The organism is Streptomyces sp. SM18 (assembly GCF_002910775.2).
Classification (GTDB): domain Bacteria; phylum Actinomycetota; class Actinomycetes; order Streptomycetales; family Streptomycetaceae; genus Streptomyces; species Streptomyces halstedii.
The window spans coordinates 3,073,730-3,099,401 of the sequence record NZ_CP029342.1 but is presented as its reverse complement, the minus strand read 5'-3'; the positions used below and the strand labels follow the sequence as shown (position 1 = coordinate 3,099,401).

The window sequence follows — 25,672 nt, the reverse complement described above, 5'->3', positions numbered from 1 at the left end:
ACTCCTGCTCGGTCGTAGATTTACTCCAGAGTAAGGTTACTCAAGGGTCAGGAGTAGGTCGAGATGAGTTGGTCGAGTTGATCCCCCTCCCGCTGCCGCAGCCGCGCCGGGTCGCCGTCCTCGGCGGCAGCCGCATCCCGTTCGCCCGCGCCGACGGCCCGTACGCCGAGGTCTCCAACCAGCGGATGCTGACCGCCGCACTGGACGGTCTGGTCGAACGCTTCGGTCTGCGCGGAGAGTTGGTGGGCGAGTTCGTCGCGGGCGCGGTCCTCAAGCACAGCCGGGACTTCAATCTGGCGCGTGAGACCGTGCTCGGCTCGGCCCTCGACCCGCGCACCCCGGCGTACGACGTCCAGCAGGCCTGCGGCACCGGGCTCCAGGCCGTGATCGCCGCCGCCAACAAGATCGCCCTGGGCGCGGTGGACTCGGCGGTCGCGGGCGGCGCGGACACCACCAGCGACGCCCCGCTCGGGGTCAACGACCACCTGCGCCGCATCCTGCTCCGGGCCAGGCGGGCGAGGTCGGCGGGCGGCCGGCTGAAGGCCCTCGCAGCCGTACGCCCTGGCCACCTGGTGCCGGACATCCCGCGTAACGCCGAACCGCGCACCGGCCTGTCGATGGGTGAGCACGCCGCGCTCACCGCACGGACGTGGGGCGTCACCCGCGAGGACCAGGACCTCCTGGCGGCCACCAGCCACCAGCGGCTCGCCGCCGCGTACGACCGGGGCCTCCTGGACGGCCTGGTCGTCCCCTTCCTCGGTCTGGACCGCGACCAGAACCTCCGCCCCGGCTCCACGCCCGGCAAACTGGCCACTCTCAAGCCGGTGTTCGGCACCGGGCACCCCGACGCGACGATGACGGCGGGCAATTCGACCCCGCTCACCGACGGGGCTGCCACCGTGCTGCTGGCGAGCGAGGAGTGGGCCGAGGCCCACGGGCACGAACCGCTCGCCTACCTCTCGCTGTACGAGACCGCTGCCGTGGACTACGTGGACGGGGAGGAGGGCCTGCTGATGGCACCCGCCCACGCTGTGCCGAGGATGCTGGAGCGCGCCGGACTCGGCATCGAGGACTTCGACCTCGTCGAGATCCACGAGGCCTTCGCCTCCCAGGTGCTGGCCACCCTGGCCTCCTGGGAGAAGCAGGGCCTCGCGCCGGTGGACCGGGAGAGGCTGAACGTGGCCGGTTCCTCCCTCGCCACCGGGCACCCCTTCGCCGCGACCGGGGCCCGGATCGTGGCCACGCTGGCCACCCTCCTCGCGGAGCGGGGCACCCCGGGCCGTGGCCTGATCTCGATCTGCGCGGCGGGCGGCCAGGGGGTCACGGCGATCCTGGAACGCCCCTGAGGGCGGCGAAGAGCCCTCCGGGTGCCCTGGTCACCTGGGGCGTCCTGAAAGCCCCGGCCCCGTGACCCCCGGCCCCGGAGGCCCCGGCCCGCGTAACCCTCCGGGCACCGGACCCCGTAACCCCCGCCACCCGGAACCGCACCGCACCGCACGCGTACGACCCGCGCACCCAGCAGCAGCCCGTGCCGGCGCCGGAGCCCAGGGACGGGCCCGGCGCCGGACCCCATGTCGAGGAGCCGCCCGTGTCCACGCCCACCCCCGCCGCCGTGCCCACCCCCGCCGGGTCCGCCACCGCCTCCGTGCCCGCCCTGGTCGAGCCGACCCGGGTCAGGGCGGCGGACGGCACCGTGCGGGAGGCCTCCGTGCCTCCGCTCGCCCCGGTCGTGGGGCGCGGCTCGCTCGCCGAGATCCCGTACGACAACGCCCGCGAGGCCCCGGCCGAGGCGGTGCTCAGCCGTAAGCGGGCGGACGGCACCTGGCAGGACGTGACGGCCGCCGACTTCGCCGCCGAGGTCCAGGCCGTCGCCAAGGGGCTGATCGCGGAAGGCCTCCGCGCGGGGGACCGGATCGCGATCATGGCCCGTACGACCTACGAGTGGACCCTGCTCGACTTCGCGTCCTGGGCGGCCGGACTGGTCACCGTCCCCGTCTACCCCACCTCCTCCGCCTTCCAGACCCGCTGGATCCTCCAGGACTCCGGGGCCGCCGCCTGCGCCGTGGAGTCCACGGAACAGGGCCGGCTGGTCAGCCAGGAGCGGCAGCAGCTCGCCGGTCTGCTGCACCTCTGGCAGTTCGACACGGGGGCGATCGGCCGGCTGAAGGCGCTCGGCAAGGACGTCCCGGACGCGGTGGTCGCCGCCCGCCGCGCCACACTGGAGCCGCACAGCCCCGCCACCCTCATCTACACCTCGGGCACCACCGGCCGCCCCAAGGGCTGCGTCCTGACCCACGGCAACTTCTTCGCCGAGGTCGACAACGCCATCGAACTGCTCCACCCGGTCTTCAAGTCCGTCTCCAAGGACCCGGCGTCCACCCTGCTCTTCCTGCCGCTCAGCCATGTCTTCGGGCGGATGGTCGCGATCGGCTGCATGCGGGCCCGGGTCCGCCTCGGACACGCGCCGTCGATCCGCACCGAGGACCTGCTCGCGGACCTGGCGGGCTTCAAACCGTCGTTCCTGCTGGCCATCCCGTACGTCCTGGAGAAGGTGTACAACACCGGCCGGGCCACCGCGGAGAACATGGGCCGCGCCTCCTCCTTCGACCGCGCGGCGCGTATCGCCCAGCGGTACGGCGAGGCCGTCGAGGCCGCCCAGCACGGCACGGGCCCCGGACCGGGGCTCGGGCTGCGGGCCGCCCGCGCCCTGTACGACCCGCTGGTCTACCGGCGCATCCGGGCCGCGCTCGGCGGCCATGTGCGGTACGCGATCTGCGGCGGCTCCCCGCTGGGGCACCGGCTCGCGGCGTTCTACGCGGGGGCGGGCATCCAGATATTCGAGGGGTACGGGCTGACGGAGACCACCGCCGCCGCCACCGTCACCCCGCCCCTCAAACCCCGGCTGGGCACGGTGGGCTGGCCGCTGCCGGGCACCGCCGTACGGATCGCGGACGACGGCGAGGTGCTGCTCGGCGGCGGCCAGGTCTTCCAGGGCTACTGGGACGCCGAGCGCGGCGGGCCAGTGCCGCGCGGGGAGGACGGCTGGTTCCCGACGGGCGATCTGGGGGCGCTGGACGAGGACGGCTACCTCACGATCACCGGCCGCAAGAAGGACATCCTCATCACCTCCGGCGGCAAGAACGTCACCCCCGCCCCGCTGGAGGACTGGCTGCGCGCCCACCCGCTGGTCGGCCAGTGCATGGTCGTCGGCGACGACCGGCCGTTCATCGCGGCCCTGATCACCCTGGAGCCGGACGGGCTGGCCCACTGGCGGCGGATGCACAAGAAGGAGGGCGTCCCGATCCGCGAACTCGTCCATGACGAGGAGCTGCGCGCGGCGCTCCAGCGCGCGGTGGACGAGGCCAACCGGCTGGTCTCGCGCGCCGAGTCCATCCGCACGTTCACCGTGCTGCCGGGGGACTTCACGGAGGAGGGCGGCCATCTGACGCCGTCCCTGAAGCTGAAGCGCGACGCGATCACCCGCGACTTCGCGGACCGGATCGACGAGCTGTACCGGAAGCGGTGATCCGTACCGGAAGGGGGCGGGCGTGACGGGGGACCGCGCCCGACGGGGTCAGGGCCGCCAGTACCCCGTGGCGTTCACCCGCTCCCTCGGCACCCCCAGCTTCCTGCGGGCGTACCCGGCCAGCGCCCGGGTCGTCGCCGTGTCGCAGGCGATCCACACGTACGCGTCCGAGGGGTCGGGGCCGAGCAGCGCGGGCAGGGCGGCCTTGACCTCCTCGACCAAGTGCGCGCCCCCGTCGCGGCGCGGGACCAGGTGCACGGTGTGGCGGTCCGGGTCGAGCCGCAGCGGCAGGTCGTCGGGGGAGCTGTGCGCGGTCTCGAACCAGAGGGTCGCGGGCACCTCGGGGAGCGCGTCCAGCAGGGAGTTGATCGCGGGCAGCGAGGCCGGGTCCCCGACCACGAACAGCCGGGCGGGCGCCGGGTCGGGCAGCTCGAAACCGGTGCCCTGAAGGGTGGCGTCGATGGTGTCACCCGCCTTCGCCGCACGTGCCCAGTCGCTCGCGGTCCCGTCGTGCAGGGCGAATTCCAGGCTGAACGTGCCCGCCTCCGGGTCCGGATCGACCAGGGTGTAGCCGCGCTGGTGCGGCTTGCCGGCCCGGTCGAACCAGACCCGGACCCACATCGTGGGGTGCGCCCCGCCCGTCGCGGCGAGCAGCCCGCCGTCGGTCACACGCACCCGGCGGAAGTCCTCGTCGATCTGCTCGGCCCCGGTGACCGTGAACGTGAAGTCCCGCCCCCGGAACAGCTTGAGGACGACGCCTTCCCAACCATGACTCATCGCGGTCCTTCCCACCGAGGCCCTCAGAGGTTTACTAAGGTGAGGCTAACCTAAATCGATCGCCCTGGGGAGTGCCGGATTCCAGGCGGACGCGGGCGCCGGTCCCCTCGGGCTCCGTACTCCGTGCCGCACGGCATACGTTGGGTCCGTCACGGTCGACCACGGAGGTTCCTCGCATGCGGATCGCCACAACGATCTTCCTCACCGATCAGACGATCACCCCGGTACGGCTCGCGCGTGAGCTGGAGCGGCGGGGGTTCCACGGGCTGTACCTGCCCGAGCACACCCACATCCCGGTCAGCCGGGAGACCCCGTATCCGGCGGGCGGTGAGCTTCCGGCGGAGTACGGCCGCACGCTGGACCCCTTCGTCGCCCTCGGTCAGGCGGCCGCGGTCACGGAGCGGCTGGAGGTGGGCACCGGCATCACGCTCATCGCCCAGCACGACCCGATCGACCTGGCCAAGCAGGCCGCCACCCTGGACCACCTCTCCGGTGGCCGCCTCACGCTCGGTATCGGCTTCGGCTGGAACGTGGAGGAGGCCGCCGACCACGGGGTCGAGTGGTCCACCCGGCGGGCCCTGGGCCGTGACCGGCTGGCCCTGATGCGCGCCCTGTGGGCCGACGAACCCACCGCGTACGACGGGGAGTTCGAGTCGGTACGGGCGAGCCACGCCTACCCCAAGCCGGTGCGGGCCCCGCGCGGCCCGGTGAACGGCCCCCGCACCCTGATCGGCGGGGCGGCGGGCCCGAAGCTCTTCGCGCAGATCGCCCGGGACGCGGACGGCTGGCTGCCCATCGGCGGGCGAGGGCTCGCGGAGGCGCTGCCGAAGCTGCGTACGGAGTGGGAGGCGGCGGGCCGTGACCCCGGACACCTCCAGGTCGTCCCGTACGCCGTCGTCCCGGACCCCGGCAAGCTGGCGCACTACGCGGACCTGGGCGTCGAAGAGGTCGTGCTGCAACTCCCGTCGGCCGGTGAGCCGGAGGTGCTGCGCGCGCTGGACGCGTACGCGGCGTACCTCTGAAAAGTCGCCCCGCACGGGCCGCCACCTCATGGCCGCCGGTTCCCCGTGCAACCGGCGGGGCTAAAATCGCATCTATCACCTCCGGACATCGATGGTGCGGCCCGTGTGCGTGTGTGCTCGGCTGCCTGGGAGCGGGAGCACGATGAACAGGCCGTTGCGCCACATAGCCATCTTCTGCGGGCTGCTGATGCTGGCCCTGCTGATCCGGACGAACTGGCTCCAGTTCGCCCAGAGTGAGGAACTGGCCAACCACGAGCACAACCGCCGCGTGAAGATCACGCAGTTCGCGACCCCGCGCGGCGACATCATCGTCAACGGCAAGGCGATCACCGGGTCGAAGGAGGTCGAGGGGACCGACTTCAAGTACCAGCGCACCTTCAAGCAGGGCAAGATGTACGCCCCGGTCACCGGCTACGCCTCGCAGGCGCAGGGCATGTCCCTCCTGGAGAAGACGTACGACTCCATCCTCAGCGGCCAGGACGAGCGGTTCGCCTTCCGGCACGCCAAGGACATCCTCACCGGTGAGCCGCGCCGGGCCGGCGACGTGATCACGACCATCGACGCGAAGGCGCAGGAGGCCGGGTACAAGGGGCTGACCGACCTGGGTGCCCGGGGCGCGGTCGTCGCGCTGGAGCCCTCGACCGGCAAGGTGCTCGCCCTGGTCTCGACGCCCTCCTACGACCCCTCGGTCTTCGCCGGGAACTCCTTCAAGGAGGGCGACAAGTTCCAGGCGCTGGTGGACGACAAGAGCAAGCCGCTCGCCAACCGCCCGCTGCGCGAGACCTTCCCGCCCGGCTCCACCTTCAAGATCCTCACGGCGGCCGCGGCCCTGGAGCACGGCGTCATCACGGACGTCAACGCGCCGACCGACGCGGTCTCCCCGTACCCGCTGCCGCAGTCCACGACCAAGATCAGCAGTGAGGCCGGCGACGCGACGTGCAACAAGGCGTCGATGAAGACGGCCATGCAGTACTCCTGCAACAACGTCTTCCTGGACGCCGCCCTCAAGGTCGGCGACGAGAAGATGCGCGAGACGGCCGAGAAGTTCGGCTTCAACGAGGACGTCTACTCCGACGCCTTCGGTGACATGCTCGCCACCAAGAGCCTCTACCCGGAGAAGCTGGACAAGCCCGGCACGGCGCTGACCGGTATGGGACAGGGCAGCCTCACGAGCACCCCGATGCAGATGGCCATGGTGACGGCCGCGCTCGCCAACGACGGCAAGCTGATGCAGCCGCACATCGTGGAGGAGCTGCGCGGCCCGGACGTCTCGACGCTGGAGAAGCACGACCCGAAGGAGATGAGCCAGGCGGTCTCCCCGGAGACGGCGAAGAAGGTCCAGGAGATGATGGAGTTCACCGCCAAGGAGGGCAGCGCGCAGCGCGCGCTGATCGACGGCGTGACGGTGGGCGGCAAGACGGGTACGGCTCAGCGCGGCAACGACGTGAGCAAGGAAGTCCCGTACGGCTGGTTCGTCTCGTACGGCAAGGCCTCCGACGGCCGGTCGGTGGCGGTCGCGGTGTTCATCGACCCGACCGCCATGGACATCTCCCGCTCCGACATCTCCGGTGGCCGCCTCGGCGCCCCGATCGCGAAGAGCGTGATGCAGGCGGTACTGGGCAAGTAGCCCGCCCATCCCTGCGACACACCTGAGCCCCCGCCCGGCACGTTGCCGGGCGGGGGCTCAGGTGTGTGTCGTCAGCCGAGGCGGCCGAGGTGGATCACGATGACGGTGACTTCGGCGTCCTTGATCTCGTACAGCACCCGGTAGCGGCCCGCGTGGACGCGGCGCAACGTGGGTGCGCCATAGGCGACGGATCCCTTGGGGGCCGGATCAGCCGCGAGCAGGTCGATGGTGTCCATCACTTGGCGCAGCCCGTCGGGGTCGTCCTTGAGGAAGCGGGCCGCCTGATCGATGGCGTGCTCGTCCCAGACGACCAGGTGGGTCACCGCTGCTCCAGGCCGAGCCGCGCGCGCACCTCGTCATGCGGAACGGTTTCGAGCGTTCCGGACGTCTCGCGCTCCCGGTACTGCGCGAGCGCGAGCGCGTCCTCGATCTCGGCCAGCTCCTGGGGGTTGATCAGTATGGCCGCAGGCTGTCCGTGATCGGTGATGGTGATGCGTTCCCGCGCGTTCGAGGCTCTCCGGACGAGGGAGCCGAAGCGGGCACGGGCTTCAGTGATCGGCAGAGTGTCACTCATGTACGCAAGTGTACACTTCACGCGCGTTCTGTGCTGAGTGAGAGTCCGCCCGGCATGTTGCCGGGCGGGGGCTCAGGTCATCCGGTGGGCTCGGTCGGGAGTGCGGGCGGCGGGGTGGTGACGGGCTCGGCCGGTGGGGCTTCGGTGGTCTCCGGGCGGCCCCCGGCCAGCCGCAGGGTGACGGTGGCGGTGACGCCCGCCAGCAGGCCCCAGAGCAGGGCCGCCGGGACCCCGCCGCCGAGAGCGCCGGTCAGGTGCTGCCAGCCCCACCGTGTGCCTGAGTCCGCCGAGGTCACCGCGGACTGCCACACCTGGTTCACCAGCAGCCCGACGACGGTCGCGCAGACCGCCCCGACCGCCGTCGCCGGGACCGTGGCCCGGGTGAGCAGCACGGGCAGCAGCCGCAGCGCCCACCACACCACGGCGAGCAGCAGGACGTCACCGAGGCGGTACAGCAGCCAGTGGCCGAACGCCCCGTCCGTGGGCGGCGCCCAGTAGCCGAGCAGCAGCAACTTGCGCAGCAGGTCGCCCGGTTCGGAGAGCAGCCGGCCGGACAGGGGGACCGTCTGCAAGGAGGCCGCCACCCGGTGGTACGAGAGCACCACCGAGGACACGGCGACCACGACCGTACCGGCGGTCGCCGCCAGACGGGCCGCGCGTGCAGGGACGATGCCCAGCGGCAGCGGACCCGCGCCCTTGGCGGTGATCCACGCCACGAGGACGGTGACCGCCGCGGTGACGAGCGAGGCCACCACGGTGATCTGCTGGCCGGACGACATCATGCTCGCCAGCTGCGGCAGGACCCGGTAACTCCCGCGCCCGGACGAGGCGATCAGCCACGGCGCCGAGACGGTCGTCGCGAGCATCCCGGCCACCGTCCCCCAGGCCCACACCGCGAGCAGTGTGACCACGGCCCGGCGGTTCACCGGCGGCAGCCCGCGGACCAGGAGCAGCGCCCCGGGGACGAAGAAGACGAACAGCGCCGCGAACCGGACCTGCATCCCGGTCTCGTGCAGCGAGAGGTACCGGGCGCCGTCCACCCCGGTGTCGCCCAGTCCTCCGCTGCCGAGCCGGAGCGCTTCGGGCGGGTCGTACGCCCACGGCGAGAGCCAGTACTGAAGGTCGGCCACCATCCGGCCGCCGAGCGCGTCGGTGGCGCCCTGGAGGTGCAGCGCCTCCACGCTCGCCCCGGCCCACCACAGCAGCGCCGTGAGCAGTACCCCTCCGACCAGTGCGGGTATGACCGCGCGCCGGTATGTCATGAACGTCCCCCGATGTGATCGCACCCCGTCAATTTCCTGACCGGCTGGAGAGTACGGGGTGCCGGTCACATGGGGGTCACGGTCGTCGCCCGGGGCGAGCGGTGTCCCCCCGGCGCCCGGTGGTGGCGGAGACGGCCGTCCGTATCTCCGCCCCCAGCGCCTCGTCGTCCTGCTGGTCGCTCGCCCAGGCGACATGGCCGTCCGGGCGGATCAGGGCGGCGCTCACGGTGCACCAGGCGGGACGGCCGGCCGGCCGGGGCGCGGCGTGCGGGACGACGCCGGGGGCGGGGGCCGGGGTGCCGGTGAAGGTGAGGAGGACGTACCGGCCGGGGCGCAGGGCGGTGAACAGGTCGGTGGAGCCCGCGAGTTCGAGGTTCGGGGCGCGGTGGCCGGTGAGCGGGTGGCCGGGGGTCGTGGGCGGATAGGTGACGGCGAGCGCGGAGAGACGTTCGGCCAGGCTCCGGGAGAACGCGGGGACGGTGGCGACGAGTTGGCTGAGCAGGGTCCGCAGGTCCTGGCCCTCCGGTGACCGGGCGTTCATCAGGGCCGTCTGGGCCCGGGTGCTGAGGAGCAGATCGGCGCCGACCGGGTGGCGTTCGGTGTGGTAGCTGTCCAGGAGGGCGTCGGGGGCCGTGCCCGCCACCGTCGCGGCCAGTTTCCAGCCGAGGTTGGTGGCGTCCTGCACGCCGACGTTGAGGCCCACGCCTCCGGCCGGATAGTGCATGTGCGCGGCGTCGCCCGCGAGCAGGACGCGGCCCTGGCGGTAGGCGGCGGCCTGGCGGGTGGCGTTGCCGAACCGGGAGAGCCAGCTCGGGTCGCGCATGCCGAAGTCCGTACCGGCGATCCGGGTCACCTTGGCGCGCAGGGCGTCGAGGGTCAGCTCGCCGGGGTGGTCCGGGCCGTTGCTGTCGGGGTCGCCGCCGACGATCCGGTGCAGACCGCCCGGCATCGGGACGGCCATGACGCCGCCCGCCGGACCGGAAGCGGCGTACACCGCCCCCGTGGGCGGATCGTCCAGCACCACGTCGCCGAGCCAGCCCCATGTGGTGGCGTCGGTGCCGGGGAACGCGATCCCGGCGGCCTCGCGGACGGTGCTCCGGGTGCCGTCGCAGCCCACGACGTACGCGGCACGCAGGGTGTACGGCCCGTCGGGGCCGGTCGCCCCGACGCTCACCCCGTCCTCGTCCTGGGTGAGGCCGGTCACCCGGTGCCCGCGTCGCAGGTCGGCACCGGCCGCCACCGCGTGCGCCTCCAGCAGTTCTTCGGTACGGGCCTGCGGCAGGGCGAGTGTGAACGGGTAGGGCGTGTCCAGGACGGCGAAGTCCATACGGTCGTCCAGCCCGCCGAAGTGGCCGCTCGGGATGCGCCGCCCCTCGGCGAGGAAGGGCTCCGCCACGCCCCGGAAGGCCAGGACCTCCAGCGTGCGCGGATGGAGGGTGAGCGCCTTGGAGTGGGGGTCCCGCTCGTGCCGGGTCTCCAGGACGGTGACGGGCGTCCCGGCCAGGCGCAGTTCGGCGGCGAGCCACAGGCCGGTGGGCCCGCCTCCCGCGATGACGACGTGTTCGGCGGCGCTGTGTTCCATGACGGCTCCTCGGCTCTCGACCGGATTTCTTGGTCAGTGACCAAGAGTGTTTCGCCCAGTAGACTAGGTCGGTGACCAAGAAGCAAGTGGAGGACGCGGCCCGGACCCGGCTCGACCCCGGCACGGTGGTGCGGGCGGCCCTGGAGCTGCTGGACGAGAAGGGCGCGGACGGGCTCTCGATCCGGGGCATCGCGGACCGGCTCGGCGTCCGGATGAACACGGTGCTCTGGCACGCGAAGACCAAGGCCCGGCTGCTGGAGCTGATGGCGGACGCGATCCTGGCCGAGGCACCGTCGGACGGGCTGCCCGAGGCCTGGGAGCCGCGCGTCCGCGAGCTGTTCCACCGCTACCGCCGCGCGCTGCTGGCCCACCGCGACGGGGCCAGGATCGTGGCCGGTACGTACGCGGCCGAGCCCGCCACGCTCCGGTTCGCCGAGCTGGTGGTGGAGGCGCTGCTGACCGGCGGACTGGGGGAGCGGGAGGCGGTGTGGACGGCCTGGACCCTGGTCTACTTCACCCTCGGGCTGGCCCAGGAGGAGCAGGCGCAGCCGGACGCGCTGGGCGGGGCCTTCGCGCGGAGCCTGGCCACGGGCGCGTACCCGTCGCTGTCCCGGGCCGCCGCGCACTTCGGCGAGACGTCCTTCGACGAGCGCTTCGACTACGGGCTCTCCCGCGTCCTCGGCACATGAGACGCGGGCACGCCAACGGGCCGGGCTCTCCCCCCTGTTGGTGGTGAGCCCGGCCCGTTCGCGCCGGAGCGACCCGGCGGCTGATCCGGTGTCAGGTCCGGATCAGCGGTTGATCTCCTTGATCCGCAGCATCCGCGTGATGACCTTGTCCAGCTCGTCGTCCTTGAAGACGTTCTTCCAGTCCTCGCGCACGATCGACTCACGGCCGTAGTCCATCGCGATCAGGCACGCGTCGGAGAACGGGTTGTCGCCCTTGAGGGTGTTGGCCAGGGCGACCTGCGTGTGGCCGAGCAGCATGGCGCGGGCGGCCTTCTCCGGGACGCCCACGGTGTGGACGGTCTCGTGCAGGGCCTCGGTCAGCAGGGCGCCGACCATGCAGGCGATCGTCTCGACCAGGGTCGGCTCCAGGACCGCGAGCTGCTTGACGGTCACCCAGTGCACCTCGACCACCGGGGCGTAGATGGTGGAGATGACGGCCTCGGCCAGCTCGTGGGCCGCCGGGTCGGGGGACTCGGTGGCGGGCTCGAAGGCGGCCACGACCTCCTGCGGGGCGGCGATCCCGCCGAAGGTGTCCGCCCACTCCTCCTTCGTCGTGCGCTCCAGGAACACCGACGGGTGGCAGGGGTGCGCGACCGCGTTGGCCACGTCGGCGCGGCGGGTCAGCAGACCGGCGTACGCGGCGGCGGGGTCCAGGGTCAGCAGGATCGCGCCGGGCTTCATCAGCGGGACGAGCTGCTCGGAGACCGTGCCGAGGATGACGTCCGGGACGGCCAGGATCACGACGTCGGCGCGGGCGGCCGCGTCGGCGCTGTCCGTCAGTTCGCGGCCGAGCTCGCGGATCAGCTCCTGGCCCTTGGGCGAGTTCTCCGCGAAGAGCGGCGTGAAACCGCTCTTGACCAGGTTGTTGGAGACCCGCTGGCCCATCTTGCCCGCGGCCCCGATGACGGCGACGGTCCTGGATTCGGTGGCCATTACTTGCTCCTCAGAAGGGTGGTGATGCTGTGCCGGGTCCACTGGTCCTCCAGGCGGGCGGTCTCCTCGAAACCGCCCTGCCAGGGGAGCCAGTGCTCCACGATCTGGTTGACGCCCCGCTCGTCCGGCCCGACCGTGTCGATCATGTGCCGGTAGTCGAGGAGGCCCTCGCCGAGGAGGCAGCCGGCGAAGGTGAAGCCGACCCAGCCGTCCCGGCGGGAGAACGAGAAGTCCTTGACGTGGATGTTCACCACGTGGGGGGCGGTGGCGTCGATGACGTCCACCGGGCGTTCCAGCCGGGCGACGCTGTTGCCCGGGTCGAGGACGACGCCCAGGTGCGGGCTGTCCACACCGCGTACGACGGACAGCAGGTCGTCGGTGGAGACCTGCTCGTACGTCTCCAGGCCCAGCGTGACGCCCGCCGCCGCGTAGGCGGGGACCGTCTCGCGCAGCAGGGCGGTGGCCTCGGCCGGGGTGGGACGGTGGTCCGCCGTGTTCAGCATCGAGCGGACCAGCGTGACGCCGAGGCGGCGGGCGATGCGCAGATAGCGGGCGAGGTGGTCGGGGCGCACGCCCCGGGTGCCCAGTTCCAGCGTGATGCCGTACCCGGCCGCCGTGGCGCGCAGGGCGTCCAGGGCCGCGTCGTCGTACCCCTCGATCGGCGGGTAGTCGCAGATCTGGAAGACCTCGCCGCCCAGTTCGCGGGTCTCGGCGAGCATCTCGTCCAGGGTGAGGGGCCGGGGTGCCTTGTCGGAGAGGCGCCAGAAGTAGGCGTAGGTGCTCAGGCCGTAGGACATGGACCGGCTCCTTCCAGCGTCTCGTCGAGGATGCGGGCGACCGCCGCCGGGTCGTGCGCGAAGCGGCCCAGGAACAGGCCGTCGACGCCCGCGCCCAGCTCGGTGAGGAGGCCGGGGCCCGCGCTTCCGCCGTAGATGACCCGGCTGCCGGACAGCGCGGGCTGGGTGGCCAGCCAGTCGGCCAGGGCCCGGCAGACCGTGCGGATGTGCTCGGGCGAGGCCGGCCGGGGGGCGCCGATCGCCCACTGCGGCTCGTAGGCGAGGACGACCGGGGCGAGCGGGCCGTCGTGGGCGGCGGTGGCCAGGACGCGTTCCGCCTCGGCGACCGTGCGGGCGGCGGCCTCGTCCGGGGAGACGTGGTCCAGCTCGCCGACGCAGAGCACCGGGGTCAGGCCGTTGCGCAGGGCGGCGGCCGTCTTGGCGGAGACGACGGTGTCGCCCTCGCCGAAGAGGCGGCGCCGCTCGGCGTGGCCGACCTCGGCGTACCGGGCACCGATCTCACGCAGATGCGCACCGCTGACCTCGCCGGTGTACGGGCCGGAGTCCTCGGTCGCCAGGTCCTGGGCGCCGGTCAGCACCCGGGTACCGGCGAGGATGCCGGTGACCGGGACCAGGGCGGGGAAGGCGGGCAGCACGAACAGCTCGGCCGTGCCGCCCGTGACGGCGGGGTGCCGGGCGGCCAGGTCCGCGATCGAGCGGGCCCAGTTGAGGGTCTGGTGGTGGCCGAAGTACATCTTCAGGCTCACCCCGATCGTGACCCGGGGCTGCGGGGCGGGGGACATCAGGCTGCGGCTTCCTGCTGGTTCTCGTAGTCGTCCATGAGCGCGACCTTGGCGGCGGAGGCCGAGGCCGTGTCGAAGCGGTACGTCAGCCACTCGGCGGCCAGCCGGCGGGCCAGCTCCAGGCCGACGACGCGCTGCCCGAAGGTGAGGACCTGGGCGTTGTTGGAGAGCACCGCGCGCTCGACGGAGAAGGAGTCGTGGGCGGTGACGGCCCGGATCCCCTTGACCTTGTTGGCGGCGATGGCCACCCCGAGGCCCGTGCCGCAGACCAGCAGGGCGCGGTCGGCCTCGCCGCGCGCGACCATCTCGGCGGCGGCGATGGCGACCTTCGGGTAGGCGGTGTGCCCGTCCGCGTCCACCCCCACGTCGGTGACGGTGACGACGAGGCCGCTGGCCTCCAGGTCCTTCTTGAGGGCTTCCTTGTACGCGTATCCGGCGTCGTCGGAGCCGACGACGATGCGGAGCTTGTCGGACATCAGTGGTTCTCCAGGGTGGGTGCGAACACGCCGTGCACGGCGCGGACGATCAGGGCGAGCGAGTGGGCTCCGGCGTCCGGGGTGCCGAGGCTCTTCTCGGCGTGCGGGCGGGCGCGGCCCATCCGGGGGAGCAGGCCGGCGGTGGCCTCGGCGGCCTCGGACGCGGCGTCGGCGGCGGTGCCCCAGGCGGCGGGCAACGGCTGCCCGGCGTCCGTGGCGGCGGTCAGGGCCTCGGCGAACGGCACGAGGACGTCGACCATCGTCTTGTCCCCGACCTCCGCCTTTCCCAGCCGCATCACGCCCGCCGACGCCTCACGGACCCCGGCGGCCACCACGGCGGCGGTGGGCCGCTCGGTGTCCCCGAGGGCGGAGCCGACCGCACGGAGGATGACGCCCCACAGGGCGCCGGAGGTGCCGCCCGCCCGGTCGGCCCAGGCGTCGGCGGCCCGGTGCAGGAGCGTTTCCGCACCGGCGCCGAGGGCTTCGGCGCGTACCGCCGCCTCGTAGGCGCCGGTGGAGCCGCGCCGCATGCCGATGCCGTGGTCGCCGTCCCCGGCGACCGCGTCGATCCGGCCCAGCTCGTCGGCGTGGGTGTCCACCGTGTCCGTGAGGACGCGCAGGGCGGCGAGGATGGTGCGGGCCGCCTCGCGGGAGGCGTCGGTGGCGGGCGGGACGGTTTCCTCGACGGCTTCCGCCAGGGTGTCCGGGGCGAGGAGTTCGGCGGCCTCGACGATGCCCTTGCGGTAGGCGGGGGCGTCGGCCGGGGCCGTCCACAGGGGCTCCAGCTCGTCGGTGAGCCAGCACAGGGTGAGCGAGACGCCCGCCATGTCGAAGCTGGTGACCAGCTCCCCGACCTCCGGATCGACGGCCTCGATCCCCGCCTCGGCCAGGAGCTGGGCGACCCGGCGGTAGACGACGAACAGTTCCTCGTACTTCACCGAACCCAGGCCGTTGAGGATGACGGCCGCACGGTGGCCGCGCGGCGCCTCCACCCCCTCGGGCAGCTCGGCCAGGACCGTGGAGACCAGCAGCTCCGCCGCCTCGTCGGCGCTGGGCACGGGCCGCTCGCCCATGCCGGGCTCGCCGTGGATGCCCAGCCCGACGGCCATCCGGCCCTCGTCCACGGTGAACAGCGGGTGGTCGGCGCCCGGCAGCGTGCAGCCGGAGAACGCCACCCCGAAGGAGCGGGTACGGGCGTTCGCCAGCTCCGCGATCCGGGCGACCTCCGCGAGCGGGAGACCGGCCTCGGCAGCGGCGGCGGCGGTCTTGAAGACGACCAGGTCACCGGCGACACCGCGACGCTTGGGGGCCTCCTCGGGGGAGGCGCTGGAGATGTCGTCCGTGACGCCGAGCGTGCGGGTGGGTATGCCCGCCGCGGTCAGCGCCTCGGCGGCCTGGCCGAAGTGCAGCACGTCCCCGGCGTAGTTCCCGTAAGCGAGCAGCACACCGCCGCCGGTCTCGGCGGCCTCGGCGACCTGGCGGACCTGGTGCGCGGAGGGCGAGGCGAACACGTTGCCGACCGCGGCGCCGTGCGCGAGGCCCTGGCCGACCAGGCCGGAGAAGGCCGGGTAGTGGCCGGAGCCCCCGCCCACCACGACGGCGACCTGGCCGGGGGCGGTACGGGTGGCCCGGACCACCCCGCCCGGGACCCGGCGGACCCGGCGGGGGTGGGCGGCGGCGAAGCCTTCGAGTGCCTCGTCGGCGAAGGCGGCGGGATCGTTGAAGAGGCGGGTCATCAGCGGACCTCTGCGAGGGGCCGGCCCTGGTCCGCGCCCCGGCCCCTGGACCGGTTCGCGAGCCACAGCATCAGCGCGGCGGACATGAGCATGAAGGCACCGACCAGGAACAGCGGCAGGTAGTAGTCACCGCTGAAGTCCTTCAGCCACCCGGTGACGTATCCGGCGGCGAAGCCGGCCACATTGCCCGCGGTGTTGATCAGGGCGATACCGGCCGCGGCGGCGGCACCGGTGAGGAACTGCGAGGGCACGGACCAGAAGACCGGCAGCGCGGCGAAGATCGCGCAGGCCGTGACGGTGATGACGGCGACGGTCGCGGCGGGCGAACCCATGTAGAGGGCGAGCGGGATGGAGATGCCGCCGACGACGGCCGGGCCCGCGATGTGCCAGGTCCGCACCCCGTGCCGGGTGGCGTGGCGCGACCAGAAGTACAGGACGACCGCGGCCGGCAGATAGGGGATGGCCGTGATGTAGGCCTTGTCCATGACGCTGAACGTGGTGCCGAACTGCTCCTGGAAGCCGTTGATGATCGTCGGCAGGAAGAACGCCAGCGCGTACAGGCCGTAGATGAAGCCGAAGTAGATCAGGGCGAGGGTCCAGACCCGGCTGTTGGTGAAGGCCGACTTCAGGGCCGCCTTGCCGTGGCTGGTCTTCTCGTCGGCACCGGTCTTGCCCGCGTTCTCGGCGGCCAGCTCCGTGGTCAGCCAGTCCTTCTCGGCCGGGGTGAGCCACTTGGCGTCGGCCGGCTTGTCGATCAGGTAGAACCAGGCGATGACGCCGAGCAGGATCGCCGGGATCGACACGCCGAGGAACATCACCCGCCAGCCTTCGAGGCCGAAGAGCCCGTGCTGGTTGATGAACCAGCCGGCCAGCGGGGCGCCGATCACCGTGGTCAGGGGCTGCGCCAGGTAGAAGAGCCCGAGCACCTTCGTACGGTGCCGGGAAGGCACCCACTGGCTCAGGAAGAGGATCGCGCCGGGGAAGAACCCGGCCTCGGCGACCCCGAGCAGGAAGCGGAGCGTGTACAGCTGCTCGCTGTTCTGCACCCAGGTGAACAGGAGCGCGACGATGCCCCAGCTGACCATGATCCGGGCCAGCCAGCGGCGGGCGCCGAACTTGTGCAGCGCCATGTTGCTGGGCACTTCGAGAATGATGTAGCCGATGAAGAAGACACCGGAGGCGAAGCCGAACTGTGCCGCGGTGAGCGCGAGGTCCTGTCCCATGCCGTTCGGCTCGGCGAAGGAGACGGCCGTCCGGTCCAGGTAGTTCACGAAGAACATCAGGGCCACGAAGGGGACGAGCCGGATCGAGACCTTCCGGATGGTTGATCTCTCGACGGCTGATCCCGTGATGGCTGAATGCGCAGTGGCGCCCATAGGGAGACTCCTCGCTTGCGGACCGCTTTGTCCGGTTCTGTGTCTGCTCCGGCAGGCGAAGGCGAACCGCGGGGGTCGTGTTTCCAGCCGGTGAACAACTCCAAGCTAGCTCTGGATCGTAAATTGGTCACCAATTTACCAAAGTGACGTAGGTCGCTCCGCTGAGCTCTTCTCCTCGACCGATGAGCGCGTTATCTTCCGCCCCCTCCCGGCACCGGCCGCCCGGTCTGATGTACTGGTCAGCGTGTCCACGCAGCCCGAAGCGCCCGATTTCACGTCACTCCTGCGCCCCGTCGTCCGGGAGTCCTCGGTCAGCGAGGTGGCCAAGCGACTCCTTGATCATCTGTCCGAGGGAAACCTGAAGCCGGGCACCCGGCTGCCCGCGGAGCGCCAGCTCGCCGACGCGCTCGGCGTCGCGCGCTCCAGCGTGCGCGGGGCGCTCTCCGCGCTGGACGTCCTGGGGATCATCGAGATCCGCCCGGGGTCGGGCAGCTATGTGCGCGAGGGGACCAGCGAGTTCCTGCCCCGGGCCATCAACTGGGGGCTGATGCTCGGTCAGCGGCGTACGCAGGACCTGGTCGAGGTCCGCACCTTCATGGAGGGCATGTCGGCACGGCTGGCCGCGGACCGGGCCGGCGAGGAGGACATCGAACGCCTCGAACAGCACCTGGAGCGGATGCGCGAGGCCGGGACGGACGTCAAGGCGTTCATCGAGGCCGATATCGCCTTCCACCTGGAGACGGCGCACATCGCCCGCAACACGGTGCTCAGCGACATCCTGCACTCCATCCGGGCCCTGCTCCAGGTGTGGATGGAGCGGGCCGGGGACATCGAGGGCACCGTCAGCGGCACCCTGTGCGAGCACCGGGCGGTGCTCGACGCGATCCGGGCGGGCGACCCGGAGGCCGCGGACGCGGCGATGGCCGAGCACATGCGGCTGGCCAGCGACCGGCTGCGGCTGTCGCTGCGCGGGGACGACGAGCAGGACACGGCCGCCTCCGGGGCGTAGGGGGCGCGTCCGCGGGGGCGGGCGGGTGCGCCGGGTGGCGAGTGCGCCGGGCGCGGATGTGCCGGGGTGCTGGTGCGGGCGCGCTGGTGTGCGCGTACGGGCGCGCCGGGGTGCGGGCCGGGGTGCGGGCCGCCCTGGAGCCCGCGCGTGGGAGCGGGCGCACAACTCGCCTACGGCTTCGGCCGGTTGGCGCTCGGCGTGTGCCGCCCGGCGTTCCGGGAGGCGGGCAGGCCGGTGACCCGTGGTGTGGGCCCGGGGGCGCCGTCCGGCGGCGCGGACGCGCCGGATCCGCGCGACGGCCGCCGGTCCGCGCCGACCTCGTGGTTCGGGGCGTCCGGGTCGCTCGTGTCGTTCGAGTCGCCTAGGTCGTTCGGGTCGTTCGGGTCGTCCAGGTGGTGCAGGTCGTTCGAGTCGCCTGTGCCGCCTGTGCCGCCTGTGCCGCCCGGGTCGTTCGGGGCGCCCCGGTCGGCGTCGAGCAGGGCGGGCAGGTCCGTCAGGGCGCCGAGACGCCAGTCCGCCAGCCGTGCCACGTCCGGATGATCCGCCCACCCGTACCCGTACGGGCCACGGCGGATGTGCGCGGCCCGCAGTCCCGCCGCCTTCGCCGGGAACAGGTCGTCGGCCGGGTGGTCGCCCACGTACAGCGTGGCGTGCGCCGGGGCGTGCGCGACCTCCAGGACGCGGGCGAAGAACGCCGGGTCCGGGGCGGCCACCCCCCACTCCCCGGAGGTGACCACCAGGTCCGCCGGCAGGTCCAGGGCCCGCAGCAGCGCCCCGGCCCGCGCCGACCGGTTCCCCGCGACGACCACCCGCAGGCCCCGCGCCCGCAGTTCCGCCAGGACCGGGCGGACGTCCGGGTACAGGTCCGTCTCGTCCAGGTGCTCGCCCCGCCCGGCCGCCACCCGGGCGCCGTACGCCTCGGTGACGTTCATACCGGGCCGCAGGAGGCGCAGCGCGTCCTCGCCGTCCCGGCCGTGGGCGGCCGCGGCACCGACCAGGGCGCTCACGGTGTGCGGAGGAACGCCCAGCCAGTCGGCCCAGGAAGCCCAGTGGCGGTCGTCGCGGACGAGCGTTTCACCGATGTCGAAGACGATGGTTTCCATCACCGTCCCGACCCTAGGGTGAAATCGGGGCGTATCGGTCAAGGCGCCAGGAGTGATCGGCCGGTTAACCCGAGAGAGGCCCCGGTCCGGACGGCGGACGCCGCTCGTATGCTCGGATCATGACCGATCCTCAGCGCGGACGCCCCACGACCAACGCGATGCGGCGCGCCCTCCGGCGGGCTCGCGACGGTGTCACCCTCGACAGGGCCGAGGCCGCCGTCCTGCTCCAGGCGCGGGGGGAGGATCTCAAGGACCTCGCCGCGTCCGCCGCCCGGGTGCGTGACGCCGGACTCGACGCGGCGGGCCGTCCGGGAGTGATCACGTACTCCCGCAAGGTCTTCATCCCCCTCACCCGGCTCTGCCGCGACACCTGCCACTACTGCACCTTCGTCACCGTGCCGGGCAAGCTCAGGCGGGCCGGGCACGGGATGTTCCTGTCGCCCGACGAGGTCCTCGACATCGCCCGCAAGGGTGCCGAGGCGGGCTGCAAGGAAGCCCTGTTCACGCTCGGCGACCGGCCGGAGGACCGCTGGCCGGAGGCGCGCGAGTGGCTGGAGGCCGAGGGGTACGACGACACCCTGGCGTACGTGCGGGCCATGGCCATCCGCGTGCTGGAGGAGACCGGGCTGCTCCCGCACCTCAACCCCGGCGTCCTGACCTGGACCGACCTCCAGCGGCTCAAGCCGGTCGCCCCGTCCATGGGCATGATGCTGGAGACGACCGCGACCCGGCTCTGGTCCGAGAAGGGCGGCCCGCACCACGGCTCCCCGGACAAGGAACCCGCGGTGCGGCTGCGGGTGCTGGAGGACGCCGGACGTTCCAACGTCCCGTTCACCACCGGCATCCTGATCGGCATCGGGGAGGACCACGAGGAGCGCGCCGACTCCCTGTTCGAGCTGCGCAGGACGGCCCGCGCCTATCACGGCATCCAGGAGGTCATCGTCCAGAACTTCCGCGCCAAGCCGGACACGGCGATGCGCGGGATGCCGGACGCGGAGCTGGAGGAGCTGGCCGCGACCATCGCCGTCGCCCGCCACATCCTGGGCCCCTCGGCCCGTATCCAGGCCCCGCCGAACCTGGTGGACGCCGAGTACGCCCTGCTCATCGGCGCCGGCATCGACGACTGGGGCGGCGTCTCGCCGCTGACCCCGGACCACGTCAACCCCGAGCGGCCCTGGCCGCACATCGAGGAACTGGCCGCCCGCACCGCCGAGTCCGGCTTCGAGCTGCGTGAACGCCTCACCATCTACCCCGAGTTCATCCGCAGGGGTGAACCCTGGCTCGACCCGCGCCTCCTTCCGCACGTGCGGGCCCTGGCCGACCCCGAGACGGGCCTCGCGAAGGAGGGCGCGATCCCGGCCGGGCTGCCCTGGCAGGAGCCCGACGAGGGCTTCACCTCCTTCGGCCGCACCGATCTGCACCACACCATCGACACCGAGGGCCGCACCGGCGACCGGCGGAACGACTTCGACGAGGTGTACGGCGACTGGGAGGCACTGCGCGAGGCCGCCGCCCCCGGCATGGTCCCGTCCCGCATCGACGCCGACGTACGCCAGGCACTCGGCCAGGCCGCCGACGACCCCACGAAGCTCACCGACGACCAGGCCCTCGCCCTGCTCCACGCCGACGGCGAGGCCCTGGACGAGCTGTGCCGGATCGCGGACACGCTGCGCCGCGACGTGGTCGGTGACGACGTCACGTACATCGTCACCAGGAACATCAACTTCACCAACGTCTGCTACACCGGCTGCCGCTTCTGCGCCTTCGCCCAGCGCCGCACCGACGCCGACGCCTACACCCTCTCCCTGGACCAGGTTGCGGACCGCGCGGCCCAGGCCTGGGACGTCGGCGCGGTCGAGGTCTGCATGCAGGGCGGCATCCACCCGGACCTGCCGGGCACCGCCTACTTCGACATCGCGCGGGCCGTGCGGGAACGCGTCCCGGACATGCACGTCCACGCGTTCTCCCCGATGGAGGTCGTCAACGGCGCGACCCGCACCGGCCTGTCCCTCCGCGACTGGCTGCTCGCCGCCAAGGAGGCCGGTCTCGGCTCGATCCCCGGCACCGCCGCCGAGATCCTGGACGACGAGGTCCGCTGGATCCTCACCAAGGGCAAGCTGCCCACGGCCACCTGGCTGGAGGTGATCAGAACGGCGCACGAGGTAGGTCTGCGCTCATCGTCCACGATGATGTACGGCCATGTGGACCAGCCCCGCCACTGGCTCGGCCACTTCCGGACACTGGCCCGCCTCCAGCAGGAGACCGGCGGTTTCACGGAGTTCGTGACGCTGCCCTTCATCCACACCAACGCCCCGGTCTACCTGGCGGGCATCGCACGCCCCGGCCCCACCGACCGGGACAACCGGGCGGTCACCGCGATGGCCCGGCTGCTGCTCCACCCGCACATCACCAACATCCAGACCAGCTGGGTCAAGCTGGGTACGGAGGGCGCGGCGGAGATGCTGCGTTCAGGCGCCAACGACCTCGGCGGCACGCTGATGGAGGAGACCATCTCCCGTATGGCCGGGTCGAGTTACGGCTCGTACCGGTCGATCCAGGACCTGGTGGCCATCGCAGACCTCGCGGGCCGCCCGGCGAAGCCGCGCACGACGCTGTACGGCGAGGTCCCGGCCGAGCGCGTGGCGGCGGCGGAGGCCTCGGACGGACACCTCCCGGAGCTGCTGCCGGTGCTGGAGGGCTGAGCACGGGCCACGCCGAACGCCTGACGGGCCCCGGCGCGGGGGCCGGGACCCGTCAGCGGCGTACGGCGAACGCGACGAAGTCTGCCCAGGCGGGCGCGGCCACGACGAGGACGGGGCCGGTGGGGTTCTTGCTGTCACGGACGGGGACGAGCCCGGGGAAGTCATGGGTGACCTCGAGGCAGTTCGTGCCTCCACCGTCGCTGTAGCTGGACTTGCGCCACACCGCTGTGGCGGGAATGGTCATCGGCCGGTCCCGCGTACGTTGTGCACGAAGGCGGTCCAGGCGTGGTCGGGGAAGACGAGCGTGGGGCCGGTGGGGTTCTTGCTGTCGCGGACGGGGACGAGCCCGGGGAAGTCATGGGCGACTTCGAGGCAGTTGTTCGCCCCGCCGTCGCTGTAGCTGGACTTGCGCCACTCCGCGGTGCCGAGGTCGGGGGTACGGCTCATGATCTGTGCTCCTCCAGGACACCCCTGATGAACCCGATGGACTCCGGCGGGGGTAACGCCCGGTCCCGAAGGCGATCGTAGGACAGCCGGTAGCGTGTCACCGCCGCCGGATCTTCGATCAGCTCGGCGCAGCCGTTGCCCTCCGTATAGGCGATCGACGTGCCGTCTTCCTGCCAGAGCAGGGTCAGTGAGCCGTCCATGAGGTGGTGGGCGCCCTCCGCGAACGGGAGCACCTGGAGGACGATCGACGGCAGCTCCGCGGTGTCGAGCAGGTGTGTCAGCTGTTCCCGCCACGCCTTGGCTTCCGGCACGGGACGACGCAGGGCGTATTCGTCGATGATGACCCGGACCGAGGGCGCCGGTGTTCGGCGAAGCAACTGCTGGCGGCCCAGCCTCGCCACCACCTGTTCCTCGACCAACTCGGCGTCCACCGCCGTTTCCTGGGCACCGGACAACAGCTCTCGCGCCACATCCTCCGTCTGGAGCAGTCCGGGGATCCCGAGCGTGAAGACGTGCATGATGCGGGCCGTCGGCTCCAGCCGCATGAACTCCTTGTACCGGTCCTTGAAGACCTCGCGGCGGGCCACCTTCCACAGCCGTACCAGCAGGTCCCCGGACTCGTAATAGCGGTCCAGGTCCTCCATCACCGCCAGCTTGGACAGCCGTTGGCCCGCTTCCAGCCGGTACAGGTAGCTCTTGTCGTACCGGGTCTCCCCGGCGAGCTGGCCGAGGGACTTCCCCGACCGCTCCCGCAGATACCGCAGGGCCCGTCCCAGTGCCGCGCGGCCCGACTCCTCGTCCGCGTGGGCCGGTTCTGCCGTCATCCCGCTCCTTCCGTTGTCCCCTGGTCAGGCAACCGTGCGCCTCTTCCGAGGCTACGGCCAGACCGTGATCATCGGAACACGAACGGTGACCACCGTCACCCGATGGAAGACATCCACATCGGAAGACACCCACGTCTGCGAGGCGCGCCCCATGAACGAGCTTCCCCTGCGACTGCTGCCCTGGAACTCCCCCGAGGGGAAACCTTGTTACCTCAGCACCGACGATCCCGGCAGCCGACTGTCACGGATGGCGGACGAGGTGGAGGCCGAGCTGATCGCGTCGGGGGAGGCGGTACTGGCCGGGGCCGAGGCCGTGCTCGCCGACCTGGTGGCCGGTGAGGTGGCGGTGCGTTTCGCGCTCACGCGGGCCACCGAGTCACTGCGGGACGCGCTGCGCGTCGCGGAGTGCAGGGGAGACCGGGTGCCCTGACCACGCCGTGTGAGACGCAGGTCAGCCGGTGATGTCACATCGGGTGGGACCCGCTCCGTCGTAGGGGTGTCATCAGCACGCGACCACGACACAGGAGTCCACCATGGAACCCCGTCTGAACGTCTACGCCAGCCCGCTCCTCGGCACGTTCGTGAAGCACATCAATACGGCGGGCAAGGCGGTCGCCGACTCGCCGCTGCCGGCCGCGACGCAGGAACTCGTCAAGATCCGCGCAAGCCAGATCAACGGCTGCGGGGGCTGCCTCGACATGCACACCAAGGAGGCCATCCGAGCCGGCGAGACCGCGACCCGGCTGCACCTGGTCGCGGCCTGGCGGGAGGCCACGGTCTTCACGGACGCCGAGCGTGCCGCCCTGGAACTGGCGGAGCAGGGTACCCGCCTGGCCGACGCGGCCGGTGGCGTCACGGACGAGGCGTGGGCGAACGCCGCCAAGCACTACGACGAGGAGCAGCTCGTCGCCCTCGTGGCGCTCATCGCCCTCATCAACACGTACAACCGCCTCAACGTCATCACCCAGCAGCCCGCCGGCGACTACCAGGCCGGACAGTTCGGCTGACAGCCGCGCCTCCGGGGCCGCACGGCGGCCCCGGAGGCGGAGGGCCGAGCCCGGCCCGTACCGGCCGTGGGACCCGGTCGGGGCCCACGGCCCACGGGGCCAAGCGCCCCCGAAACCCGCATTACCGGCCGGTAAAGAGCCTATCCGCACATACCGTTCCGGCCCTGAGTTCGGCCATCTCGTTCGATTACAGTGCTTGCGCGGTCGCACACCGTAGGGCGGACGGACGGACGGAAGGGGCACGGTGAGCACTGGGACCACAGCTGTCTGGGGCCGCGCCCAGCAGCAGGACTTCCGCAGCCGGGTACGGGGCTCCCTGCTCGGCGGCGCCATCGGGGACGCGCTGGGGGCCGGGGTCTCCGGGCTCGGCCTGGAGGCGATACGCGAGGCCCACGGGGCGGACGGGCTGACGGACTTCGTCGCGGCGCACGGCAGACGCGGCGCCGTCACCGCCGTCACCCAACTCACCCTCTTCACCGTCGACGGTCTCATCCGGGCCCAGGTGCGCCGGGACACCGGCGCCTGGCATCCGCCCACCGACGTGCACCGCGCCCATCTGCGGTGGGCGGCCACCCAGAGCGCCTGGGGGCCCGACGAACGCCGCGACGACAACGGCTGGCTGGCCGGTGAGGAGTGGCTGTACGCGCGCCGCGCCCCCACCCGCGAATGCCTCGTCGGCTTCGGCGACGCCACGATGGGCACCCTCGCCGTCCCCAAGAACCCGGCCGCGCGGGACTCCGCCGCGCTCACCCGCTCCGGGCCGTTCGGGCTGCTCGTCGGCTGGGAACCGCAGCTCGTCCTCCAACTGGCCGTCGAGTGCGCCGCCCACACCCACGGGCACGCCACCGCCCAACTGGCGGCCGGCGCCTTCGCCCTGTTGATCCACGGACTGGCACGCGGCGAGACCCTGGACGGCTCGGTGCAGCACACCCTCGCGATGCTCGCGGACCGTCCGGGCAACGAGCAGGTCAGCGACGCGCTGCGGCAGGCCCTCGGCTCCGTACGGCAGGGCATCCCGGGGCCCGCCCTCATCGAGGCCCTCGGCGACACCGACTCCGCGGAGGAGGTGCTCGCCGTGGCCCTCTACTGCGCCCTGGTCGGTGAGGACGTACGGCACGGGCTGCGCCTCGCCGTGAACCACTCGGGGCCCTCGGCCGCCACCGGGGCCGTGTGCGGGGCCCTGCTCGGGGCGCTGCACGGGGAGACGGCGCTGCCACCGGCCTGGCTGGCCGAGCTGGAGGGGCGCGCGACCGTCCTCGAACTGGCCGACGACTTCGCCATGGAGATGACGCAGGGCCCCGCCCTGCACAACCCGACCGCCGCCGCGCCTGGCTGGCTGGCCCGCTACCCCCGCGGCTGAACCGGCCGCCGGGACGGGCAAC

General features: G+C 72.4%; 24 protein-coding genes and 1 pseudogene. 10 read left to right on the top strand and 15 right to left on the bottom strand.

Going from position 1 to position 25,672, the window contains the following annotated elements; genetic code table 11:
• Nucleotides 1-68: 68 nt before the first annotated feature.
• On the top strand, nucleotides 69-1,346 hold the full coding sequence (locus tag B9S64_RS13720) for an acetyl-CoA C-acetyltransferase (protein ID WP_103489637.1): 1,278 nt from the start codon (nucleotides 69-71) through the stop codon (nucleotides 1,344-1,346).
• 242 nt (nucleotides 1,347-1,588) lie between these two features.
• Nucleotides 1,589-3,526 carry a long-chain fatty acid--CoA ligase gene (locus B9S64_RS13715; RefSeq protein WP_103489636.1) on the top strand — a complete coding sequence of 646 codons (1,938 nt, stop codon included), beginning with the start codon at nucleotides 1,589-1,591 and terminating at the stop codon, nucleotides 3,524-3,526.
• 48 nt (nucleotides 3,527-3,574) lie between these two features.
• On the opposite strand, the gene B9S64_RS13710 is transcribed toward B9S64_RS13715, so the two are convergent.
• On the bottom strand, nucleotides 3,575-4,303 hold the full coding sequence (locus B9S64_RS13710; RefSeq protein ID WP_103489635.1) for a siderophore-interacting protein: 729 nt from the start codon (nucleotides 4,301-4,303) through the stop codon (nucleotides 3,575-3,577).
• Nucleotides 4,304-4,479: 176 nt separating this feature from the next.
• Between B9S64_RS13710 and B9S64_RS13705 the strand changes: the two genes are divergently transcribed.
• Both B9S64_RS13705 and B9S64_RS13700 read left to right on the top strand, forming a co-directional pair.
• Nucleotides 4,480-5,325, top strand: coding sequence for an LLM class F420-dependent oxidoreductase (locus B9S64_RS13705; RefSeq protein WP_103489634.1), 846 nt, complete (start codon nucleotides 4,480-4,482; stop codon nucleotides 5,323-5,325).
• Nucleotides 5,326-5,467: 142 nt separating this feature from the next.
• Nucleotides 5,468-6,952, top strand: coding sequence for a penicillin-binding protein 2 (locus B9S64_RS13700; protein ID WP_103489633.1), 1,485 nt, complete (start codon nucleotides 5,468-5,470; stop codon nucleotides 6,950-6,952).
• A gap of 71 nt (nucleotides 6,953-7,023) precedes the next feature.
• Here the strand turns inward: B9S64_RS13700 and B9S64_RS13695 are convergent, their stop codons facing one another.
• From B9S64_RS13695 to B9S64_RS13680, 4 genes are all read right to left on the bottom strand, one after another.
• A complete protein-coding gene (locus B9S64_RS13695; RefSeq protein WP_103489632.1) occupies nucleotides 7,024-7,275 on the bottom strand; it encodes a type II toxin-antitoxin system RelE/ParE family toxin in 252 nt (83 codons plus the stop codon).
• A complete protein-coding gene (locus B9S64_RS13690) occupies nucleotides 7,272-7,526 on the bottom strand; it encodes a type II toxin-antitoxin system Phd/YefM family antitoxin (RefSeq protein WP_093526406.1) in 255 nt (84 codons plus the stop codon). The genes B9S64_RS13695 and B9S64_RS13690 overlap by 4 nt, the downstream gene beginning before the upstream one ends.
• Before the next feature lie 77 nt (nucleotides 7,527-7,603).
• Nucleotides 7,604-8,788, bottom strand: a complete 1,185-nt coding sequence (locus tag B9S64_RS13685) for a hypothetical protein (RefSeq protein WP_103489631.1) — start codon at nucleotides 8,786-8,788, stop codon at nucleotides 7,604-7,606.
• A 76-nt stretch (nucleotides 8,789-8,864) separates the two neighbouring features.
• On the bottom strand, nucleotides 8,865-10,370 hold the full coding sequence (locus B9S64_RS13680; RefSeq protein ID WP_103489630.1) for an FAD-dependent monooxygenase: 1,506 nt from the start codon (nucleotides 10,368-10,370) through the stop codon (nucleotides 8,865-8,867).
• 71 nt (nucleotides 10,371-10,441) lie between these two features.
• Between B9S64_RS13680 and B9S64_RS13675 the strand changes: the two genes are divergently transcribed.
• On the top strand, nucleotides 10,442-11,059 hold the full coding sequence (locus B9S64_RS13675) for a TetR/AcrR family transcriptional regulator C-terminal domain-containing protein (RefSeq protein WP_103489629.1): 618 nt from the start codon (nucleotides 10,442-10,444) through the stop codon (nucleotides 11,057-11,059).
• Nucleotides 11,060-11,161: 102 nt separating this feature from the next.
• Here B9S64_RS13675 and B9S64_RS13670 read toward each other — a convergent pair whose 3' ends face one another.
• The 6 genes from B9S64_RS13670 to B9S64_RS13645 are packed head-to-tail and all read right to left on the bottom strand — an operon-like array spanning nucleotide 11,162 to nucleotide 17,198.
• Nucleotides 11,162-12,031 carry a phosphogluconate dehydrogenase C-terminal domain-containing protein gene (locus tag B9S64_RS13670; RefSeq protein ID WP_093675391.1) on the bottom strand — a complete coding sequence of 290 codons (870 nt, stop codon included), beginning with the start codon at nucleotides 12,029-12,031 and terminating at the stop codon, nucleotides 11,162-11,164.
• The gene (locus B9S64_RS13665) at nucleotides 12,031-12,828 is read right to left on the bottom strand and encodes a sugar phosphate isomerase/epimerase (RefSeq protein WP_093675390.1); all 798 of its coding nucleotides are present in this window, start codon (nucleotides 12,826-12,828) and stop codon (nucleotides 12,031-12,033) included. The genes B9S64_RS13670 and B9S64_RS13665 overlap by 1 nt, the downstream gene beginning before the upstream one ends.
• Nucleotides 12,813-13,610, bottom strand: coding sequence for a triose-phosphate isomerase family protein (locus B9S64_RS13660; protein ID WP_103489628.1), 798 nt, complete (start codon nucleotides 13,608-13,610; stop codon nucleotides 12,813-12,815). The genes B9S64_RS13665 and B9S64_RS13660 overlap by 16 nt, the downstream gene beginning before the upstream one ends.
• On the bottom strand, nucleotides 13,610-14,086 hold the full coding sequence (locus B9S64_RS13655; protein WP_103489627.1) for a ribose-5-phosphate isomerase: 477 nt from the start codon (nucleotides 14,084-14,086) through the stop codon (nucleotides 13,610-13,612). Before B9S64_RS13655 ends, B9S64_RS13660 begins: the two co-directional genes overlap by 1 nt.
• Nucleotides 14,086-15,822 carry a dihydroxyacetone kinase family protein gene (locus tag B9S64_RS13650; RefSeq protein ID WP_103489626.1) on the bottom strand — a complete coding sequence of 579 codons (1,737 nt, stop codon included), beginning with the start codon at nucleotides 15,820-15,822 and terminating at the stop codon, nucleotides 14,086-14,088. The genes B9S64_RS13655 and B9S64_RS13650 overlap by 1 nt, the downstream gene beginning before the upstream one ends.
• Complete coding sequence (locus B9S64_RS13645) at nucleotides 15,822-17,198, bottom strand: MFS transporter (RefSeq protein ID WP_103489625.1); 1,377 nt, start codon at nucleotides 17,196-17,198, stop codon at nucleotides 15,822-15,824. Before B9S64_RS13645 ends, B9S64_RS13650 begins: the two co-directional genes overlap by 1 nt.
• Nucleotides 17,199-17,442: 244 nt before the next feature.
• On the opposite strand from B9S64_RS13645, the gene B9S64_RS13640 reads away from it, so the two are divergent.
• The gene (locus B9S64_RS13640) at nucleotides 17,443-18,207 is read left to right on the top strand and encodes a FadR/GntR family transcriptional regulator (RefSeq protein WP_181012175.1); all 765 of its coding nucleotides are present in this window, start codon (nucleotides 17,443-17,445) and stop codon (nucleotides 18,205-18,207) included.
• Between the two features lie 424 nt (nucleotides 18,208-18,631).
• Here B9S64_RS13640 and B9S64_RS13635 read toward each other — a convergent pair.
• Nucleotides 18,632-19,310: pseudogene (locus B9S64_RS13635) on the bottom strand (HAD family hydrolase); the annotation flags it as partial.
• Between the two features lie 119 nt (nucleotides 19,311-19,429).
• On the opposite strand from B9S64_RS13635, the gene B9S64_RS13630 reads away from it, so the two are divergent.
• Nucleotides 19,430-22,012, top strand: a complete 2,583-nt coding sequence (locus tag B9S64_RS13630; protein ID WP_103492385.1) for a bifunctional FO biosynthesis protein CofGH — start codon at nucleotides 19,430-19,432, stop codon at nucleotides 22,010-22,012.
• 52 nt (nucleotides 22,013-22,064) lie between these two features.
• Here B9S64_RS13630 and B9S64_RS13625 read toward each other — a convergent pair whose 3' ends face one another.
• The 3 genes from B9S64_RS13625 to B9S64_RS13615 are packed head-to-tail and all read right to left on the bottom strand — an operon-like array spanning nucleotide 22,065 to nucleotide 23,283.
• Nucleotides 22,065-22,256 carry a DUF397 domain-containing protein gene (locus B9S64_RS13625; protein WP_103492386.1) on the bottom strand — a complete coding sequence of 64 codons (192 nt, stop codon included), beginning with the start codon at nucleotides 22,254-22,256 and terminating at the stop codon, nucleotides 22,065-22,067.
• Nucleotides 22,253-22,459 (bottom strand): DUF397 domain-containing protein, encoded by a 207-nt coding sequence (locus B9S64_RS13620; RefSeq protein WP_103492387.1) that lies wholly within the window; start codon nucleotides 22,457-22,459, stop codon nucleotides 22,253-22,255. Before B9S64_RS13620 ends, B9S64_RS13625 begins: the two co-directional genes overlap by 4 nt.
• Nucleotides 22,456-23,283, bottom strand: coding sequence for a helix-turn-helix transcriptional regulator (locus B9S64_RS13615; protein WP_103492388.1), 828 nt, complete (start codon nucleotides 23,281-23,283; stop codon nucleotides 22,456-22,458). Before B9S64_RS13615 ends, B9S64_RS13620 begins: the two co-directional genes overlap by 4 nt.
• Before the next feature lie 151 nt (nucleotides 23,284-23,434).
• Between B9S64_RS13615 and B9S64_RS13610 the strand changes: the two genes are divergently transcribed.
• From B9S64_RS13610 to B9S64_RS13600, 3 genes are all read left to right on the top strand, one after another.
• The gene (locus B9S64_RS13610) at nucleotides 23,435-23,713 is read left to right on the top strand and encodes a hypothetical protein (RefSeq protein ID WP_103492435.1); all 279 of its coding nucleotides are present in this window, start codon (nucleotides 23,435-23,437) and stop codon (nucleotides 23,711-23,713) included.
• Nucleotides 23,714-23,816: 103 nt separating this feature from the next.
• On the top strand, nucleotides 23,817-24,290 hold the full coding sequence (locus B9S64_RS13605) for a carboxymuconolactone decarboxylase family protein (protein ID WP_103492389.1): 474 nt from the start codon (nucleotides 23,817-23,819) through the stop codon (nucleotides 24,288-24,290).
• A 244-nt stretch (nucleotides 24,291-24,534) separates the two neighbouring features.
• Nucleotides 24,535-25,650: an ADP-ribosylglycohydrolase family protein gene (locus tag B9S64_RS13600; RefSeq protein WP_103492390.1), complete on the top strand. Its 1,116-nt coding sequence runs from the start codon at nucleotides 24,535-24,537 to the stop codon at nucleotides 25,648-25,650.
• Nucleotides 25,651-25,672: the final 22 nt, after the last annotated feature.